This window comes from Micromonospora sp. DT53 (genome assembly GCF_049841535.1).
Lineage (GTDB): Bacteria > Actinomycetota > Actinomycetes > Mycobacteriales > Micromonosporaceae > Micromonospora.
In genome coordinates, this window is sequence record NZ_JBNCKM010000005.1 from 238,998 (window position 1) to 259,017 (window position 20,020).

Annotated in this window: 12 protein-coding genes; 4 read left to right on the plus strand and 8 right to left on the minus strand. The window is 69.0% G+C overall.

Annotated features, from left to right (window positions below; translation table 11 throughout):
- Window positions 1–288 precede the first annotated feature (288 nt).
- Both ACLQ3B_RS18075 and ACLQ3B_RS18080 read right to left on the minus strand, forming a co-directional pair.
- Window positions 289–2,961, minus strand: coding sequence for a ricin-type beta-trefoil lectin domain protein (locus ACLQ3B_RS18075; protein WP_425781897.1), 2,673 nt, complete (start codon window positions 2,959–2,961; stop codon window positions 289–291).
- Window positions 2,962–3,337: 376 nt separating this feature from the next.
- Window positions 3,338–6,322, minus strand: a complete 2,985-nt coding sequence (locus ACLQ3B_RS18080; RefSeq protein WP_425781898.1) for a glycoside hydrolase family 3 C-terminal domain-containing protein — start codon at window positions 6,320–6,322, stop codon at window positions 3,338–3,340.
- A gap of 296 nt (window positions 6,323–6,618) precedes the next feature.
- Here ACLQ3B_RS18080 and ACLQ3B_RS18085 point away from each other — a divergent pair, with 296 nt between their 5' ends.
- Window positions 6,619–9,471, plus strand: coding sequence for an FtsX-like permease family protein (locus ACLQ3B_RS18085; RefSeq protein ID WP_425781899.1), 2,853 nt, complete (start codon window positions 6,619–6,621; stop codon window positions 9,469–9,471).
- Between the two features lie 20 nt (window positions 9,472–9,491).
- The gene (locus ACLQ3B_RS18090) at window positions 9,492–10,199 is read left to right on the plus strand and encodes an ABC transporter ATP-binding protein (RefSeq protein WP_425781900.1); all 708 of its coding nucleotides are present in this window, start codon (window positions 9,492–9,494) and stop codon (window positions 10,197–10,199) included.
- A gap of 8 nt (window positions 10,200–10,207) precedes the next feature.
- On the opposite strand, the gene ACLQ3B_RS18095 is transcribed toward ACLQ3B_RS18090, so the two are convergent.
- A complete protein-coding gene (locus tag ACLQ3B_RS18095) occupies window positions 10,208–10,558 on the minus strand; it encodes a DoxX family protein (RefSeq protein ID WP_425781901.1) in 351 nt (116 codons plus the stop codon).
- A gap of 77 nt (window positions 10,559–10,635) precedes the next feature.
- Window positions 10,636–11,574, minus strand: coding sequence for an oxidoreductase (locus tag ACLQ3B_RS18100; RefSeq protein ID WP_425781902.1), 939 nt, complete (start codon window positions 11,572–11,574; stop codon window positions 10,636–10,638).
- 95 nt (window positions 11,575–11,669) lie between these two features.
- On the opposite strand from ACLQ3B_RS18100, the gene ACLQ3B_RS18105 reads away from it, so the two are divergent.
- On the plus strand, window positions 11,670–12,323 hold the full coding sequence (locus ACLQ3B_RS18105) for a TetR family transcriptional regulator (protein ID WP_425781903.1): 654 nt from the start codon (window positions 11,670–11,672) through the stop codon (window positions 12,321–12,323).
- A gap of 63 nt (window positions 12,324–12,386) precedes the next feature.
- Window positions 12,387–12,524, plus strand: a complete 138-nt coding sequence (locus ACLQ3B_RS18110) for a hypothetical protein (RefSeq protein ID WP_425781904.1) — start codon at window positions 12,387–12,389, stop codon at window positions 12,522–12,524.
- A gap of 229 nt (window positions 12,525–12,753) precedes the next feature.
- On the opposite strand, the gene ACLQ3B_RS18115 is transcribed toward ACLQ3B_RS18110, so the two are convergent.
- The 4 genes from ACLQ3B_RS18115 to ACLQ3B_RS18130 are packed head-to-tail and all read right to left on the minus strand — an operon-like array spanning window position 12,754 to window position 20,010.
- Window positions 12,754–13,701, minus strand: coding sequence for an LLM class flavin-dependent oxidoreductase (locus tag ACLQ3B_RS18115; protein WP_425781905.1), 948 nt, complete (start codon window positions 13,699–13,701; stop codon window positions 12,754–12,756).
- Window positions 13,698–15,542 carry an ABC transporter ATP-binding protein gene (locus tag ACLQ3B_RS18120; RefSeq protein ID WP_425781906.1) on the minus strand — a complete coding sequence of 615 codons (1,845 nt, stop codon included), beginning with the start codon at window positions 15,540–15,542 and terminating at the stop codon, window positions 13,698–13,700. The genes ACLQ3B_RS18115 and ACLQ3B_RS18120 overlap by 4 nt, the downstream gene beginning before the upstream one ends.
- Window positions 15,539–18,643, minus strand: a complete 3,105-nt coding sequence (locus ACLQ3B_RS18125) for a lantibiotic dehydratase (protein WP_425781907.1) — start codon at window positions 18,641–18,643, stop codon at window positions 15,539–15,541. The genes ACLQ3B_RS18120 and ACLQ3B_RS18125 overlap by 4 nt, the downstream gene beginning before the upstream one ends.
- Before the next feature lie 5 nt (window positions 18,644–18,648).
- Window positions 18,649–20,010, minus strand: a complete 1,362-nt coding sequence (locus ACLQ3B_RS18130) for a lanthionine synthetase C family protein (protein WP_425781908.1) — start codon at window positions 20,008–20,010, stop codon at window positions 18,649–18,651.
- Window positions 20,011–20,020: the final 10 nt, after the last annotated feature.

The window sequence follows — 20,020 nt, forward strand, 5'->3', positions numbered from 1 at the left end:
ATCACTTGAACCGGGACACGGTAGCCCGAGGCAACCTTCACCTTCGACGGGTTGGGAAAGCGATACATATCACCGAGCAGGAGCGGCAATCCGCAACATTCGGCTGCTCCGAGTCCTTGGCCAGGCCCGACGCACTGGCCAGTGTGGACACGAGAGCCCGAGCGCTTTGAAAAACGTTTAAGGAATTGTCGAGCACGGGCGGTGGGGGCGCCGGACCTGCGACAACTACGGCTACCAGAAATAGCCGGGGCCAGGCCCGTGTCGGCCTGGCCCCGGGGTCTGGTCGGGTCAGCTACGCAGCGTCCACCGCTGGTTCGTGCCGCCGTTGCAGGACCAGAGGATGAGCTTGGTGCCGTTGGCGGTGGCGGCGCCGTTGGCGTCGAGGCAGAGCCCGGACTGGGCGTTCGTCACGGTGCCGTTGCTGTTGACGTTCCACTGCTGGTTGAGCCCACCGTGGCAGTCCCAGATGATGACCGCGGTGCCGTTGGCCGTGCCGGCACCGGAGGCGTCCAGGCACTTGTTGCCGTACACGGTCAACTGCTTGCTGGCGGTCTGGGTCCAGCGCTGGTTGGCGCCGGTGGAGCAGTCCCAGAGTTGGGCCTGAGTGCCGTTGGTGGTCGAGGAGTTCGGCACCTCGGCACACCGACCGGACTGGGCACCCACGAGCTGTCCGTTCCCCGTACCGCCGCCGCCCTGCTGCTGCCGGACGATCGCTGTCGACTCGGCCGACCGGTTGCCCTGTGCGTCGACGACGTAGAGCCGGTACTCGCCCTGGGTGGTCGGCACGGCGATGGACGTGGCGGTGCCGGCCGCCCTGGTCATCGTCGCCCCGGCGGTGAAGGTGGTCGTGCCGAACGGAGCCAGCCAGACCGACTTGGTGGCGTCACCAATGCTCCGGATCGGAATCGACGCGGTGGCACTGGCGACGAATGTGCTGGCCGGCAGCACGTAGTTCGGTGCGGAGAAATTGCTCGCCGGAATGATGTCCCGGTACGCGTCCTCAAGGCCGGAATTCGCGGCGATGCCGTACGCCACCGCCGGCCAGACGTAGTCGGACGAGACGATGATGTCTGCGACAGTGCTGTTCGGCAGGTTCTTGTTCGAGACCTTGTTGATCGGGCCGTAGATCTGCGTGATGCTCAGATCGTGTTTCCGCCCGAAGTCGTCTGAGTTGATCATCCAGGTGACGTTCTTGTCGATACTCAGCACGTTGTCGCGGAACGTGATGAACGCCGATCCCTCATCCGGGTGCAGCCCGTACTTGTGGCCCGACGGAACACCCTGGAGGTAGTTGTTGGTGATGGTGGTCCCGGGCTGACTTCCCAACGTGTAGATGGGGGCCGTGTCACTGAGGCGCTGCACCGTGTCGATGATGTGGTTGTAGCTGATGGTGTTGTTTCGTGCCGTCGTGGTGGGCCGGTTGGGCACGATCGAGCCCGATGATCCGTCGAAGTTCCACCAGCCCCAGCCGAGCGTGATGCCGGACCACGGGGTCTTCTCGATCCGGTTGTGCTGGATGGTGAGGGTGTCGGCGAAGTACGCCGAGATGGCGCTGTGCCCGTTGAACAGGACCGCGCTGTCGTAGAGGTAGTTGTTCTTGATGTCGATGTTCTTCGGCAGCCCCTCGACCTGCGCGGAGTACTTCTCCCGGTTGGTCGAGGTGCCGTCTCCGATGTAGACGTGCTGCGGATGGCCCACGAGGATCGCTGAACCGGCGATGTCGTTTGTGTGGTTGCCGATCAACTGTGCGCCCTGCACGTCGTTGACCATGCTGATTCCGTCGGCACCTGTGTGTTGGATCCGGTTGCGTTGAAAGAGGATCCCGTCGGCGTTCTGCACCTGGACGATGCCGGGAACCACGTCGACGTTGCGGTAGTGGTAGACGTGGAAGTTGCCCTTGGCGTACACGTTCGCGCTCAGGTTGCCCTGCTGCGCCTGCTTGAGGACCGAGCCCGCGACGTTTACCAGGTTCCAGTCGGAGTGCTGCACCGTCAGGCCGGAGAACGTGATGTTGCGCGCGTGGCTGCTCGTCGAGGTGCCGGCAACCCGCAGCAGTGTGGTGACGTTGTTCGGAGCGTAGACCGTCGCGGTCGACATGTTCTCGGCGCTGGCCTTGTAGTAGTAGACCGTCCGGGTGCCCTTGTCGAAGTAGAACTCACCGGGGGCGTCCAGGAACTCGTAGGCGTTCATCAGCTTGTGGGTTCCGCCGACCTGCGCGTTGCCGTTGAACGACCCCTGGGCGATGGCCGCACCGGGTTGCTGGAAGAGGGCGACCCGGTTCGCGCCGTCGGAACTCGTGGTCACCTGGCGAACGCCCACGATGGCCGTGGTCCAGGTCGTGCCCGTCTCGATCTCGATGTCGTCCTGGTTGCGGGCGACGGCCGGGAAATCGTTCAGGCTGTATTTCGCGCCGTCACACTGCGACCCCGACTCCCAGGCCCACGCGGCCTGGTTGGCGGTGATGTTGTACGTCCCGTAACAGCCCCCAGAGCTGATCGTCTTCGATGCCATGTAGGCGCGCTTGTCATTGACGTAGAGCGCCCGCAGCTTGTTGGCGCGGTCGAGCGGCGCCTTCCAGATGTTGCCGCTGTGCTGGCTCCACCCGGTCACCTGGACGCCGCCGTCGAGGACCGGCGTCTCGCCGGGATAGGCAGCGTAGGCGACCCGGAAACCGTTGTTTCCGGAGTCGCTGGCACCGAACTCGACGGTGCTGGTGACCGGGTATCTCCCGCCGCGGAGATAAACGTTGATGTCACCGCTCATGGTCGAATTTATCGTGCGAACCACGTCCCGCGCGCGTTCAACCGTCTTGAACGGTGATTGCAGGGTTCCCGGGTTGGCGTCGTTACCGTCCGGGGCGACGTAGTAGGTCGCCTGGACCGCGGCCGAGGCCGGCACCTGGTTTGTCAGCACGGCCGGCAGCGTGGCGGCGACAAGCGCCGCCACCGCCAACACTGACATTCGAGCGGTGGATATGGCTGACTTCACGTCTGTTCCTCTCACTGGTCGTCGATGTGGTGCCCAAAGTGCGTATCGAGCGACGAGTACGGAACAGCGACGCCACTAAGGGCCGGCGGGGACTTCCGTCGCCCCGACCGCACTCTTTGTTAACCGCCCCGAAATTCTTACTGGGAGCGTAGGTTACACGTCTGACGAATGCAACCGGCAATTGGGGGGCGTCTATGTAGAAATACTCCCGGATCGGGCAGATCAGCCACCCTGGCCGCAGACCCCTACCCGCGTCGTCCGACGAATCCGCAGCGACGGGGCGCCAACGGCGAGCTGACCAACCACAGGCCGGGGCCGGGTCGACGATCGACCCGGCCCCGGCCTCCGCTCACCTGATGGAGAAGTCCGCCAGGCGCAGCGGGGAGTCGAACACCAGGTACACGTCGTGGGTGCCGGTGGCCCGGGCCAACCCGGTGCTGGTGCTGACGTACCGGTAGTCGTCGCCGGTGCTGGCCACGGTGGCCGTGCCCAGCAGTCGGCCGGTGGGCGACCCCGACCGGATCTGAATGGTGCCGGCGCCCGCGCCGGCCTTGGCGACAGTCGCGGTGAAGGTGCGTGCGCCGGCACGCAGCGCGGAACCGTCGAAGGAGATCCACTGGCCGGCGGCGGTGGCGCCGACCGCCGTACCGCTGGGCTTCGACTCGTCGACGAGCCGGACCCCCGCGTACCTGTCGAAGTTCTCCGCCCTGGTGGGACGGGACAGGTCGCGGGCCGGGATCGTCTCGCCGCGGACCCGGACCGCCGCGCGGGCCCGGATGTCCCCGGCGGACGCCCCGACCATCAGGTCGTGGACGGACGACTCGACCACCCACCGGCTGCGGGTGACGTCCCAGTGCGCCAGGTCCGCGGCGGGCAGGCGCAGAGTCACGGTACGGGTCTGCCCGGGCGCGAGTTTCACCTGCTGGAACGCCTTGAGCTGGCGGATCGGCGTGGTGTCCCGCGAGGTGCGCTGGTGGGTGTAGAGCTGAACGACCTCGGACCCGGCCCGACTGCCGACGTTCGTCACGTCGACACTGGCCGTGATGGTGCCGTCGGCCGCGACCGACTGGGCACCGGCACGCAGTTGGCCGTACCGGAAACGGGTGTACGACAGCCCGTGGCCGAACGGGTAGAGCGGCTTCGCGGTGCTGTACAGGTAGGTCTGCCTGGACGAGATGATGTCGTACTCCAGCAGGTCCGGTGGCAGTTGCGAGTCCGAGCGGTACCAGGTCTGGGTGAGCCGGCCGGACGGGTTGCGGTCGCCGAAGAGGACGTCGGCGACGGCGTGACCGGTCTCCGCGCCCGCGTGGGTGGTCCAGACGATGGCCGGTACGTTCTCCTGCTCCCATCGGATGGTGACCGGGTAGCTGGTCTGGAGCACGAGCACGGTGCGCGGGTTGGCCCTGGTCACTGCCTTGACCAGCGCCTCCTGGCCGGCGCTCAGCGCCGTGGAGGTCCGGTCGTGCGCCTCGCGGCCGTTGATGAACGGGTTGCTGCCGACCACCAACACGGCGGTGTCGGCCGCCTTGGCCGCCGCCACGGCCCTGTCGATTCCGCTGCTGATCACCTCGCGACTGAAGTGGGTCGCGGCGGCCGGGGTCGATGCGCCGAGCTTGAGGGCGCCATCGTCGCCGACCGTCACGTACGTGTCGGCGCCGAACCAACTCTCAGTGGTCTCGTACCCGGCGTAGCGCAGCACCACAGTGCCGTCGGCCTGCGGCTCCAGCTTGAACTGCTGCTGGACGTACCAGCCGTTGGGCTGCTCGTCGCGGGTGACGAACGGCCCCCAGTTGTAGCCGAGGTAGCGGCCGTTGGCGGCGTTGCGCAGCGTCACCACGTCCTGCCCCCAGTCGACCACGTCGAACTGGGCGACGAGCGCCGGGGTGGCGCCGGTCCCGAGGACCGGGTCGGCGTCGGTGGTGCCGGTGGCCGAGACGTACCGGCCGGTCGCCGCTACCTTCAGGGCGATCCGGTCCGCCCCGTCGAGCCCACTCACACTTGCCGAGTTGCCGAGCCGTTCGCGAATGCCGTCGAGCGCCGTCACCTGGTACGGCAGGTCACCGCCGTACCAGTCGGAGTACAGGGTGTCGGCCAGCGGACCGAGCACCGCCACCTTGCGGGTCCGGGCCGGGTCCAGCGGCAGCGCCTGCCGCTCGTTCTTCAGCAACACCATCGCCTCGCCGGCGGCCTGCCGGGCGAGTCGCTGGTGTTCGGGGCTGTTGATGACGTCCGGGGTGATGCCGCCGTACCGACCGCCGCCCGGGTCGAACTCACCCAGTCGGAACCTGACGTTCAGGATCTCGCGGATCCGGGCGTCGATGTCGGCCTCGGTGAGCAGGCCGGTCGCCAGCGCCTGCTTGATGGCGGTGATCGTCGGCTGCGCGTTCGTGTCGTCGGTGATGAAGCTGTTCAGGCCGGCCTTGATGATCGCGGCGTTGCCCTCGGCCTGGGTGGCGTAGTACCCCTGGGAGGCGACGAGGTTGTTCGGCGCCCAGGCGTCCGTGACGTTCATCAGCGGTTGGTCGGTCCAGTCGCGTACCACAGTGGCCAGGTCCGGGTCCACAGTGGCCGGACGGCCGTTGACCAGGTTGTACGCGGCCATCATGCCGGTCGCCGCGTCGGCGGCGATGGCCGGTCTGAAGGCGGCACGGTCGTACTCGTTGAGCACTCTGGGCGGCACGTTCGAGGAGGTCACGTCGCGCCGGACCTCGTTGTTGTAGGCCAGGTAGTGCTTGAGGGTCGGTGCGCTCTTCAGGTGGTTCGGGTCACCGCCTGTCATTCCCGAGCCGTACGCGGTGGAGATCTCGGCGGTGAGCAGCGGGTCCTCGGAGTAGCCCTCCTCGTTGCGGCCCCAGCGGGGGTCGCGCAGCAGGTTGACCACCGGGGCCCAGAGGTTGAGCCCCCAGACCCGGGGATTCTGCGCGTGGTAGCCGCGCGCCTCGTCGCCGACGGCCGAACCGACCTGCCGGATCAGGTCGGTGTTCCAGGTGCTCGCCATGCCCACCGGCTGGGGGAAGGCGGTGCCGCGAGCCTTGACCACCGCGCCGTTGTTGTCGATGTCGGTGGACCAGGCCACCCCGTGCAGCGCCTCGGTGCCGGTCTTGAACAGGCCGATGCCCAGCCGGGGAACGGCCGGCTGGTACTGGTGCAGCCAGGAGATCTTCTCGTCCTGGGTGAGGCGGCCGAGCAGGTCGTCGACCCGGGCGTCCACGGGTAGGCGGGGATCTCGGAACGGGTACGTGGGCTCGGCGAGCGCGGTGCCGGGAACGGCCGGTAGGGCTAGCAGGGCGAGCGCGAGCGCGGTGATTCCGCGCCGAAGGCGCCAGTTCCGCATGCGTTTCTCCTCATGTCGTACGACAGACGCCCAGCGGGCGCCCAGACCGACGTGACCAGGCTCGACACCCGGCTGACGGGCCTGAACGACGAATCGTCGAAGCGCTTCGACGACCCGGCCGCGTCACCACGGCCATGATTGTTGTGATCCGCGCAACTATAGATGTGCGCCAATGACCCGGCAATACCTGCTCGCCCTACCGGCCACCGCTGGGCCGCCCTCGGTAACGCCGCCAGAAGGAGAAAGGTCCTATGATTTCCAGCGGGAGGACCAATGACGCGGGGCACGGTACGTCGATGCTGGGGATAGCCGCGTCGCAATGGCGTGTACGGCTGCGCCGGTCGCTGGCCCTGCTCTCGATGATCGCCGTCGCGGTCGCCGGGTTCACCCTGCTCACCGGGGCCGCGGTGACCTCCCGGCTGGACGCGGTGGGCACCGTCACCGCCAACTACCGCCCGGTCTACGACCTGCTGGTACGCCCCCAGGACGCGGTGCTGCCACTGGAGCAGGAGCGCAACCTGGTCCAGTCGGGCCAGTTGGCCGGCATGCGTGGCGGCATCACCCACGATCAGTGGCACGAGATCCAGTCGGTGCGCGGCGTGTCGGTCGCGGCGCCGGTCGCGATGATCGGGTACGTGATGCGCACCGTGCCGGTGACTGTCGACCTGTCGGATCACCTCGACCCGACCGCCGAGCGTCAGGTGTTGCGGGTCCAGCCGACCTGGGCGACGGACGCGGGGCTGAGCCAGATTCCGGACGGGCCGGCGTTCCTCTACGTGACGCGTAACCGGCTGGAGGTGGTGCCCAACAGTGAGCTGACGAGCGGCGGGGGCCTGCCACCGCCGGAAGAGGTCGACGCCGACGGAAAGCGGGTGAAGATCTGCCCAGTGGCGGTGGCCGTCGGCACGCAGGACTGGCTCGCACCGACGGACCTTCGAGCCCGGTCGTCGTTGACCTGCGTCGGTGGCCCAGGTTCGACGGATCGTGAGGGAAAGCCGATGCGGCCGACAGTCACGTTGGCGTGGACGGTGCCGTTCCTGATGGCCGCTGTCGACCCGGAGTCGGAGGCCGCGCTGGCGGGGCTGGACCAGGCGGTCACCTCGGGCCGCTACTTCAGCTCGGCGGAAGCGCCGACGTCACGGCGACTGGACGGAATGCCGTACCCCTACTCGGTGCTCCCGATCCTCGTCGCGGACCGGCCCCAGGTCGACAGGACGCTCACCATCAGCGTGCAGCGCCTGGACGCTGATGTGCCCGAACTGGTCCGGAAATCCGCCGACGACCAGCGGCTGCGCGCCGCTCTGGTCAACGAGCCCGGCACGCCCGTCGCCCAACGGGCGATGTCGTTCGAAGAGCCGTACCAGAACATGCTCGACCGGATGCTCCGCCCCGACGACCTGGGCGTCGAGTACGACCTGGCAACGGCGAACACCAGGTGGCTCGACCAGTTCTGGACCGTCGGACCGCCGAAGAGGGTGCGGGCCGGGGACGGTCTGCGGGCCCTGCCGGATCCGTACGACCTGAAGATCTGGGGTCAGGGCGCCGACGACGGCGGGTCGTCCCGGCACGTGCCGATGGAGTTCGCCGACACCAGTGTGCGCAGCGCCGTCGCCGTGCATCGGAACCTGTCCCACGGGTACGACGAGCAGCCAGGAGACGTGGGCATGCCCGATGCCGCGCTGGGCGCGGTGGGCACCTTCGACCCCGGCAAGGTCTCGCTCGGCAGCGCACTGTCGGCGGTGCCCATGGACACGTACTTCAACCCGGGTGCCGAGGGCGCCGACGACGCGTCGCGGCAGGCGCTGGGCGGCCAACGCCTGGCTCCGAACTCGAATGTCACAGGGCTGCTCAGCCAACCACCGCTGATGCTCACCACCATGGCCTCCCTCCCCGCCATCTTCGACCCCGGCGCGTACAGCACCGAGCCCAGCTACCCGGAATACCAGCTCAACACCAGCGCACCGATCAGTGTGGTGCGAGTCCGGCTGGCCGGAGACGTCGGCATCGACACGGTTTCCCGCGAGCGAGTCCGGGTGATCGCCGAGGAGATCGCGCAGCGCACCGGCCTCCAGGTCGACATCACACTGGGATCGTCACCCACCGCGATGACCGTGCAGTACCCGGCGGGCAACTACGGCCGGCCCGACCTCGCCCTGGCCGAGCCCTGGGTGCAGAAGGGCGTCGCATCGGTGCTGGTCCGCGCGGCCGACCGCAAGAGCGTGCTGCTGTCCGTCCTGGTGCTCGCGGTGTGCGCGCTGGCAGTGCTCAACGCCAACACCGCCGCCATCCGCGCCAGACGCACCGAGTTCGGCATCCTCACCTGTCTCGGCTGGGGCCGGCGGCACCTCCTCCAGCTGATGTTCATCGAGATCGCCGGCATCGGTCTCGCCGCAGGCATCGCGGGCACCGGGCTGGCGCTCGGGATCGCGTTCGGTCTCGGGCTGAACATCGCGTGGAGCCATACCCTGCTCGCCGTACCCGCTGCGGTGGCCCTTGCCCTGCTCGCCGGCGGCTGGCCGGCCTGGCGGGCCGCCCGGCCGGACCCCGGCGAGATCATCCGCCCCGCCGTCTCGGGTTTCGCCATCCGCCGGCAGGCGCCGCGCCGGTTGGCCACCCTCGCCCTGGCCAACCTCGCCCGCACACCCGGTCGGACCGCGCTCGGCGCGCTGAGCCTGATGATCGGCGTGGCCGCGCTGACCATGTTGTTGGCGATCACGTTCGCGTTCCGGGGGGCGATCACCGGCACCCTGCTCGGTGATGCCATCACCCTCCAGGCCCGCACCGTCGATCACATCGCCGTGGCGGTCACGATCGTGCTGGGCATCGTGTCGGTCGCCGACGTGCTCTATCTCAACATCTCCGAGCGCGCGGCCGAGTTCGCCCTGTTCGGTGCCGTCGGCTGGACCGACGCCATGCTGAACCGGCTGGTCATCATCGAGGGCATTGGCATGGGCGCCATCGGCGGCATCCTCGGCGCCGCTGCCGGCCTGGGCGCGGCGGCGGTCTTCGCCGGGGGCGTCACCGCTCCGATCCTCTGGTGTTCCGGGGCCGCACTGGTGTTCGGCGTCGCCGTCTCGACCCTGTCCGTGGTGGTGCCGATCGCCGTGCTCCGCCGACTGCCCACCGCCCACCTGCTCGCCGAGGGGTGAGCGGCAAAGGAGTAGGTCCGATGGAACGGACGTCAGCTGCGACGTCGAGCACGGTCACCATGCCGCTGGTGTGTCTCACCCGGGTACGGAAGTCCTTCCCGCTGCCCGACGGCGTACCGCTGGTCGCGGTGAACGACGTCAGCCTCGCGATCGGCGCCGGCACCGCGATCGCGTTGACCGGGCCGAGCGGCTCGGGCAAGTCGACGCTCCTGCACCTGATCGGCGCCATCGAACGGAGTGACGGTGGCACCATCGAGGTCGGCGGCCAGGAGGTGACCGGCCTGTCCGGCCGGGGGTTGGCGGCCTACCGGCGACGGGTCGGCTTCGTGTTCCAACGGTTCCACCTGCTGCCCACGCTCACCGCCCTGGACAACGTCATGGCACCGCTGATCCCGTTCCGCACCGATTTCGACAAGGTCGCTCGGGCACACGAACTGCTGGCGACGGTGGGGCTCGCCGACCGGGCCGCCGCCCTGCCGTCGCGGCTCTCCGGCGGGCAGCAGCAACGGGTCGCCATCGCCCGTGCGCTGATCAACCGACCTGCCCTGTTGCTCGCCGACGAACCCACAGGCAACCTCGACAGTCAGACCGGCACCGCGATCGTCGACCTGTTGCTGCGGCTGCGCGACGAGCAGGGCACGACAGTCATCATGGCCACCCACGACACCGCCATCGCCGCGCGCTGCGACCGAACCGTCCAGATGCGGGACGGGCGCCTCAACTCATAGCTGACGGTTCACCAGCGGTAGAGCACGCTCAGGGTCAGCGCGGCCACCACTGTGGCGAAGAATACGGCCGGGCCCACCAGCTGACGGGAGCCGACGCGCAGGTGCGCGATGAGCGCGCCGATGAAGTACAGCACCAGCCCAGCGGCGGCGAGAGTGCCCAGCAGCGGTACGGCGAAGCCGGCCAGCAGCCCCAGCGAGCCTGCCGCCAGCGCTGTGCCCAACCACGGTAACCACGACCGTGGCACCCGCTTCATGTCGGCCTGGGCCTTCGGGTAGTCGTGGCCGATCAGGTAGGTGACGGCGGCGATGCCGGTGAAGACCGCCGCGAGAATGGTGACCGTGACATAGGCAGCGAACATGGTTCCTCCGTTGTGGTTGCTCGCTCCCTGGACGATCTGCCGCGGTGGAACGTGACGACTCCCGGGCGCCTCCGCGATCAGCTCGCCGGACGCAGCGCGGCGAACCGTACGCCGGTGGCCTTTTCGGACAGTTCCCACAGACGGCGGCCGTGCTCCGGGTCGGTCGCGGCAGCGGCGAGTTTCCCCGGCGCGGGGTGGCCGCGTAGCTCGCCCGGCCCGCCGGGGGCGACGAGTTGGCCGGGCTGCGCCCCGGGGTCGGTGGCGGCATACAGCTGCGGCCAGACGCCGCGGTCGACCGGCTGGGCCAGGAGTGGGTTGCCGATCCGGCCCAGCAGCAACCTCCAGATCGGCGTGGTGGCGCCGCTCTGCAGGTTGGTCGCGGTGTAGCCGGGGTGGGCGAGAAAGCTGCCCAGCGGGCTGGCCACGGCGCTGAGCCGCCGGTGCAGCTCGCAGCCGAAGATGGCGTTGGCCAGCTTGGACGTGTTGTAGAAGCCCATCGGGGAGTAGCCGCGCTCGCCGGTCGGGTCGGCGAAGCGCACCCTCGCCTGCCGGTGGTTGACCGAGGTGACAGTGACCACCCGTGGGTCCCGGCCGGCCAGCAGGAGGTCGAGCAGGAGCCCGGTGAGAGCGAAGTGCCCGAGGTGGTTCGTGGCGAACTGCACCTCGTGCCCCTGCGGGCTGAGGGTACGCGGCACGGCCATCACCCCCGCGTTGTTGATCAGCACGTCCACCCGACGGTGGTCGGCGTGCATCCCCTCGGCGAACGCCCGGACCGAGTCGAGGTCGGCGAGGTCGATCCGCCGGACTTCCAGGTCGACGCCGGGCCGGGCGGCGTCGATGTCGGCCGCCACCAGCCGGCCCCTCTCCTCGTCGCGGACGGCCAGGACGACGCGGGCACCGCGGACGGCGAGCTCCCGGGTGGTGACCAGGCCGAGGCCCGCCGTGGCACCGGTGACGACGAAGGTACGGCCGCTCAGGTCGGGAATCTGGGCAGTGGACCAGCCATTGACAGTCATGCGACCCACTGTGCTAGCGGTGGCACTGAGTGTCAAGCACTGCGCGGAATGCCAACATGGGCATGGCGTAGCACCTGATGACGTAGCATCGGCGGATGAGATCTCGTGCGGACAACAGCCTGGCCGAACGCAAACGCCAGCTCGTTGCCGACGAACTCCGCGACGCCGCCCTGATGCTGCTCGCCACCAAGGGCTTCGACCTGGTGACCGTCGACGACATCGTGGCGGCGGCCGGCATGTCGCGGCGTACCTTCTTCCGGTACTTCGCGTCCAAAGAGGACGTGGTCGTTCGGTTCCTGGCCGACACCAGCACGGACATCATCGCCGAACTCACCTCCCGGCCACCCGCCGAGCCACCGTCGGTCGCGCTGCGCCACGCCCTCTGGGTGCCGCTCGCCGCCTGCAACGACCACCCGGAGCACTCCGAGCGAGCCCGGGTCGTCGTCCGTCTCATCCTGGACACCCCCGCCCTGCACGCCCGCTGGCTGGAACGCCAGATCGAGTGGCGCGCCGAGCTGGCCGCCGAGCTGGCCAACCGCATCGGCCACGACCCGAACACCGACCCCTACCCGCGAATGGCCGCCGGAATGGCCCTGCTGGCCCTCGACACCGTGCTCCAGCGGTGGCAGCCGGGCGACGACGAGCAGCACCTGGCCGAGCTGATGGACCAGGCGTTCGCCGTGGTGGCGCCGGCCCTCGACGCGCCTACCGCGTCATACCGTGCCGAATCCCCATCGCCGTTGAGCTGACGGTGGTCCGCGGCCACCGGCGTAACGCTCCTGGAATGCACGGTCAACGGTCAGCCCGGTCTGGTGGCTCAGCTCGACGACGCCACCGTGTCGGTGATGGCGTTCGACATCACCGGCGGCCGGATCGACCACATCTGGGCCGTCCTCAACCCCGACAAGCTGCGCTCCTGCAGCATCGGCTGTCTGGCCCCTCGGGGCTGAGGTTGGCTACGGTGCGCCAGCATGGAACCTCGGCGCGCAGGCGTACGCCATGGTGATGCCGCAGAACCCGACGTACGCCGCCCAGGTCAGCGCCGGTCGGCGGCGCAGATCGAGGTGGAGGGCATCCGCATCGCCGACCTCGCGGCCAGCTTCGGTCGGCCGGCCGATCGACTGGCGGACCCACGCCCAGCTCCCCCGCCGCGACGTGAGTCAGCCCGTTCAACGTGGCTCATTCATCGGCCAGAACGTCCGCGAGATCATCCGCGGCCGCTGAAAGGCCGTCGGTCAGTCCCACCCCGACGGTGTTGATGATCACTTCGTCGACGCCGGCGTCGCGATAACGGCGGATGCCGTCGCGGATCTGCTCGGGAGTGCCATGGAGGAACGTGCCGGACCGAACGAGGAGGCGCGCCCCGACCGACGGTTGTGTGTGGTGCACCCGAAGCCCGGCCCGGCGCAGCATGTCGACGTAGTGCGGGGCTGAGAGGTGGTTCCGCGTCGCGTTCAGCACGACCTGGCAGAGGTCACGGCCCGGCCGGTCGACGGCAGCGTGCACCACAGTGGCTACGCGCGGGCGCGGCCGGTCGGCGGCGCCTTCGGCGAGCGCGGGGGCGAGGACGTCGCGGACGTACTCCGGCGGAGTCAGCCAGGTGATCGCGACGTCCGCGATCTCGCCGGCGAGCCGGGCCATCGCCGGGCGGAGTACGCCCAGTCCGAGCGCCACCGGGGGATGCTTCAGCGGGACCAACGCCCCGTGCATGGCGTGGTAGCGGCCGGCCCGGTCGACCTCACGACCGTCGAGCAGGTCGCGCAGTATGGTCAGATACTCGCGCATCGCGGTCAACGGGCTTGCGTAAGCGCTGCCGCGCAGTGTGCCGACGAACTCGCCGGTGCCCGGACCAACGCCGAACACCAGGCCGTGGCCGGTAATCGCGGCGAGCGAGCGGGCCTCCAGGGCGGCCTCGAACGGGTGGCGCAGCGCAGCCAGGGTGACGCTCGTCCCGACCGGAACACGCTGGCCGTGGCCGGCAGCGTAAGCGAAAGCCTGATGTACCTCTATCCCGAGAGTCTGCCCCTGCCAGAGGCGCTCGGCGCGGGTACCGGCCACCAGCGCGGCAAACGGCAGCACGTCGTCCGCCTCGGAGGGAGCCGTCGGGATCAGAATCGAGGTCGTCATACCGGCTCCTGCTCGGTCTCCGGGTGGTATCCCGCCGCCTGCAGATTGAAGAGGTAGGCGTAGTGCCCGCCCCCGGCGAGCAACTCGCCGTGCGTGCCCTGCTCAACCAGGCGGCCATCCTCGATCACGACGATCTTGTCGGCGATCCGGACCGTGGAGAAGCGGTGCGCGATCAGCAGGCAGGTGGCCCCGCCGGCGATCTCGCGGAGCCGGTGGAACAGCTCGGCCTCGGCCTCGGCGTCGATGGAGGCGGTCGGCTCGTCCAGCACCATCAGCTGCGCCGAGCGCATGAACGATCGAGCCAGCGCGACCTTCTGCCACTGGCCACCGGAGAGCTGGACACCGTTCTCGAAGTGCCGGCCGAGCATGGTCTCGTAGCGGGCCGGCATGCCTTCGACAACGCGTGACGCGCCGCTGGCCCGCGCCGCAGTGTCAATGCGGTCGTCATCGTCGAGCCAATCGACGTTGCCGAAACCGATGTTGTTGCGGACCGTCATCTCGTACTTGATGTAGTCCTGGAAGATCACGCCCATATTGCGGCGAAGGTCGTCCAGGTCGTAGTTCTCGATCGGCACACCGTCGAGCAGGATCTGCCCCCCGTCCGGCTCGTAGAGCCGGGTCAACAGTTTGACGAGGGTGGTCTTGCCAGCGCCGTTCTGGCCGACCAGGGCCGTGCAGGTGCCCGCATCGAGCGTGAAGGTGACCCCGTCGAGCACGCGTTCGGTGGTGCCCGGGTACGTGAAGGTGACGTCGCGGAACTCGATGCCCCGGGTGAGCCTCGCCGGGAACGGCACGTCGCCGCCCTTGATGTGCCTCTCCGGCATGTCGAACAGGGCAAAGAGGTTGCCGACGAACAGGGCGTTCTGGAACAGCATCGCCACGCCCAGCAGCATCGTGTGTGCGGACACCTGCACCACGCCGATGGCCTGGAGGTACCCGGCCAGCTGACCTATTTGACCCGTCGAGATGGTGCTGGTCATCGCATAGATGATCGCGCCGGAAGAGGCCAGGACGCTGATCAGGCCCAGCGCACCGAGCGCCATCGACTGACGGCGGGTGATCTGCCGGTCGATCCGCAGGAACTCGCGAACCAGGATGCGGTAGCGCTCGATCAGGTACGGCGCCAACCCGAAGAGGCGGACCTCTTTGAACGTGTGGTCCGTGGTGGTGAGGTACTGCAAATACAGCAACCTGCGGCGGTCGTGGGCGCGGCCGTACTCGATCTCGTACATCTTCTTGCCGTACAGCATCTGTGCCGCCGCCGATGGGATCGGCGAGAGCAGGATGAACAGGGCCACCCACGGATTCCAGGACACCAGCACGGCGGCGACCGAGATGATCGTGATGGTCTCCCGGACGAACTGCAGCGTGTCGGTGAACAGCTGATGCACCCGTGAGCCGCCGGCTTCCTGGTACGCCCGCTGCAGCTTGTCGTACGACTCCGAGTTTTCGTAGTCCTGCAGCTCCATCCGCGTGCCCTTGAGCATCACCTGCTCACTGATCGCTGTGGTGAGCTGCAGTCGCAGCACGGAGTCGAGGTACTGATGGACGACACCGAACAGGTGTCCAGCGACCGAGGCCATCAGGATCAGCACGCCGATCAGCACCACGTCGCGAGCGTCGCCGGCGAGCGTGCCGGCCCCGATGGCGTCCGCCACCGACTGCACGGCGGCGGCGGTGAGCGCCAGCTGCAGGGCCGGCACCACCGAGATGGCGAACGTGGTCAGCATGAGCAGGCTCACCCGGCCCGGGCTGAGCCGCCACAGCAGGCCGCCGATCCGAACCCAATGACTCAGCCGCATCCGGGGCTTGTCGTCGTCGATGACGCTCTCCTCGCTCATCCCGTCGGCCGGCCCCGAAGCGACCGCAAGACCTGCCGCCAGATGGCGTAGCAGCGCGCCTCCCGGCCTAGGTCGACCGGCATCAACCGGTTGATCTGCATGTGCGCCAGGCTGCCCAGTACGGTGGCGTACCCACCGGCCAGCAGGCCGACCGCGTCCGCCTCGGCGACTGCCCTCGCCGCCTCCGCAGCGGCCTCCGCCTGTGCATCGAGGACTGGTCGAAGCAGCGCACGGTGGGCGCGTCCCCGCTCGTCCGGCCGCCGATCCCAGGGCATCAGCAGCTCACAGAGGTAGGCTCGGTGCTCCCGGTATCGGCGACGGGCCTCGGCCGAGTCGTCGCCGCGCGGCATCAGCCTGCTCCGCTCGGCCACGTCGACCCCGAACTGCTCGTACAGGGCGTCCACCGCCGCCACCGCGACCAACTCCGGGTCCAGGCCATGACCGGCGCCGAGCAGCGCGACCAAGCCGGCGGTGGTGTCACTGTTGGCCCAGAAAAACCGCTCGACCGCGTCGAACGTGTGTGGGCCGCCGTACCTGTCGATCTCCGGGCGGTAGCTGTCCACGGTGAACGCGGCCCCGCTGCCGGCGTCGACCACGCCACGCGCCCAGGCCATGAGTCGGAGGAGCAGCGCGGGCGCGGCGTCATCGCTCGCCGCTCGCAGCCGGATCCGCAGATGTGGCGCGGGATCGCCGTACCGCAGGTAGAACCAGCGGTCCAGCAGCCCCTCGTGTCGCAGATCGGCGACCAGGTCGCGGAGCGGCCCACCGATGATTGCGTCGTGCTGCGGATAGGTCGAATAGAGCTTGAGGTACGCCCATCGCTGCCCGGGCAGGTGCAGGCGCGGCAGCTCGGTCGTGGACTGCACGGTCGGCGGTAGCGGCGTACGGACGACGTCCTCGGGCCGGCGCACGATCAGTGGCACCACGATCTCGTCCAGATACGTCGCCCCACCCGTGTTGGCCAACCACTGCTCCCCGAAGGCTGGCAGCATCTCCTGCACGGTCACCTGGCCGGGGCCCTTGCGGACCTCGTCGAGCAGCTCGGCGGCGCCCATCCGGTGGTCGAGGTCGATGAGGAGACGGTTGTCGTCCTCGGTCAGATAGACGTACCTGGGCACCCGCCAGCGTTCGCGCCAACAGGCCAGCGCAACGGTCGCGTCTGGGTCGAGAGCAGCGAGTTGCGACTGCCGTACCGTCCACTGCGCCGGCCGCAGCACAGCTCTGCCACGGGCGATCCGAGGCAGGAACGGCATGGACGTCAGCGGGCCCCAGCCGAAGCCGCCCGGCATTACGTACCCGTCGTTGGAGACCTCCAGCAGGAAGCGGGCCACATTCGGGGCGACCTGTGGGCTGAGCATGTGCGTCTGGGTCACCGCCACCTCCCGACCCAGGCGCTTCGACCAGAGGTACAGCCGGTTCTCAGCCGCACCGAGATAGATGTCGTCCAGTGTGAGGAGGTTCTCGGTGCTGACCGCTGGAGTGGTGTTCAGCGGGATCTCGTACTCGCGGATCTGCGGGCGCAGCGCCACGTTCGTGGCGCGGCCCACCGACGGAAGGTAGGCCATTTCCGCGTACGCCACTTCTGGGTTGAGCTGTTCTTCTCGGCGGGCGTAGTCGCGCAGCTCCGCTACCTGGTGCTCGGGCAGCAAGTCGAAGAACCGGCCGTAGGTGCGCCCACCGAATGCCAGGGCCTCGTCCCGAAGCACCACCCGCCAGTCGCCGTCATCCACGTTGCCGTGCACCTGGAGCTGGACGTACGCGTCCAGCGTGGGGTAGAGCGCCAGCCTGGGGTCGGTCGGCCCGGGAGCCAGCCGATCCAGCCAGGCGTCGGTGAGCTGCACCTCGCGCGCACCGCTCCACCACGCTTCAGCGGCGAACTCGGCGAGCACCCGGTCCGCGGCGCTGGTGTCCACCGGGCGGGTCATTGTCGGCAGTGGATACGTTCGCGGCGGTGCCGTGTAGGTCGGCGGCGCGTCCAGCCCGCGGTCGGGATCGAGCACCTCGAGCACCGGCACGAGCGCGTTGGCGCCGTACCGGTCGGTGAACGCCTCCCGGTAGCGGGCCAGGTGGTAGTTGTGCCCGGGCACCGCTGCGGTGAGCCGCATCAGGCAGTCGATCGCCTCGGCGACCGCCGCGCCGACCTCGGCGGTGAGGGTGCCTCCGTGCAGGTCGAGCATCGAGTCGAGCTGGAAGGTGGGTGTCGCCAGCCCGGGCACCAAGCTCTGGTGCAGTCGTCCGAGTTCGACCAGCTCATCGGTGCCGCCGACGGCAGCGCGGCAGCTCACCTCGACGCTCTCGGCCAATGTCGCCGCAACCCCGGCGGCGGGAACGACACCATGCAGGCGCTTGATCAGGTGCTCCTCCGGCCGGGCTGCGGTGAGCGGTGGCCGCAGGTCGCTGGTCAGGAAGTTGAGATCCCACAGCTGCCCGACCATGCCGGCGACCTGGCCCGGTCCGGCTTCCGGGAACTCCGCTTCCAGCTCGGCGATCAACTGGGCGTACGGGATCGGCGTGCGCACCAGCCGCATTGCCGCCTCGACCGCGACCGTGGCGCGCACACTAATCAGGCGATCGTCGTTCTGGCCGTAGACGTCCGCGAACGGCAGCACCGCTCGGCCGCCGCTGACGAAGACGCTCGAATTGAGGGTCACCTGTAGCTGCGGGCGCACCTCCTCGTCCGCCTCGAGCTGCTTGATCAGGGCGAGCAGCAGGCTCATGTCCGCGCGCACCCGACTGCCCCCCAGCGCTTGCGGGCCGAGCCGAGCGGTCGTGGTGGCACCGAATCGGCCGATCGCCACTCCTGAGAACGCTCCGAACGGCGTCGGCCGTGTGCACATCCGGGTCAGGTACCGCAATAACCGGGAGTGGACGCGGGTGGCCCGTTTGCCCGTGAGGTCCGCACCGAGGCGGTCGAGCGCGGCCACGAGATCGGCGCTGGCCACGGTCAGTGCGCGGCGGATCGCCGGGTCCGCGGCCAGTTCCCGAAGCCGGTCCTGGGTTCGGGCGACATCGGCGTCCGCGGTCAACTTCAGGAAGAGCGCACCCGGGTGGGCCGGCGCACGCAGCAGGAAGAAGTCGAGGTGCTCGTAACGGGCGGTCATTGAACTCACCGAGCCAGGAACGCGCGAAACCACGCCGGGCGACGCTGGGCGGTCGCGGCTAGCAGACTGAGCGCCACACCGGGTGCGCCATTGAGCAGCGAAGGGCTGTCCACCAGGTTGCCCGGCCGGTCCTCGTCGGCGAAGACCAGTGGTCGATCCGGCGCGGCGTAGTCCATGACCTCGGCAAGTAGGACAGGTACGAATTCCCTCGCAAGTTCACTGTTGGTAGTGGCGGCGAACTCCAGACATATCACCAACAGCCCAGCCAGCCCGTGACACAGCGTGGGTGAGAGCACCGGAAACTCGCGGGTGCGCTGCAGTACCGCCTCGTACCCCTCGACAGCGACCGTGCGCACCTCGTCGTCGCCCAACGCGTCCGCGACCGTGAGCAGGGCGGCCGAGACACCGGCGGTCCCGTAGCACCAGGCGAGCTGATCGCGCAGGACGGTGTCGCCGGTACGCGCCGGAGGGATACCCACCGGCACATCACCCGTCCACAGTGGTCCGTGGGAGTCGTTTTTGCGTACCTCAAGGACCCAGCGCGTCATCTCGCGCAGCACCTCCTCGTGACCGGGCCGCCGCAGGCCGGCCCGCCACGCCCCGGCGAGCGCCGCGATCACACCCGGCACACCGTGTGACATGCCGAGGTTGAGGTATCCGCCCTCGTAACCGCTGCGGTCGCGGACCTGCTCCGGCAACATCTCTGGCGCAATCAGGAAGCGCCACGGCAACACTGGGTCGTCCGGCGTCCCTCCCAGCCAGATCAGGTGGTCGACCAGGATCTCGGCGGCCTGGCCGAGGCGCTCGCCGGGGTCCGCCACCCCGCTGATGTACGCGAGAGCGCCCGCAGCGCCAGAGATCATGTCGTAGTGCTGGTCGGCGACGCCGCGCTCCACCCGCGGCAGGTCCCAGCTGGTGACCCGTTCGGCGAGCTGCTCGTGTAGGCGGACCAGGCTCGGCCCGAACCGAGGCTCGGCCTCGACCGCCTCGCTCAGCACGAGCGCCAATCCGCTCATTCCGGCGAAGACTCCTGGGCCGTCCAGCGGCTCGGCCCGCGTCGCGCCGAACGCCTCGCGCAGCAACCCGAACGCCGACTGGCGTAGCGCCTCCCGCCGGGCGCCGACCGCTTGCCGGGCCGCGTGCAGCGGCAGCAGTGCCAGGCCAGCGTGCCCCTGCCCAAAACTCGGGTAGTACCAGCCCATCGGATGTTCGGCCTGCTCGGCGGAGGTCACGATCAGATCCAGCACCCGGTCACCGTCGTCGATTCGCTCGGCGACCTCGCCGGCTAGGTGCCGAGCACGCTCGGCCAATTCGGCGGGAATCGCGCCGTGCCACGTCCGCACCGGCTTCTCAATCTTCACGTCCACGGTTTCCTCC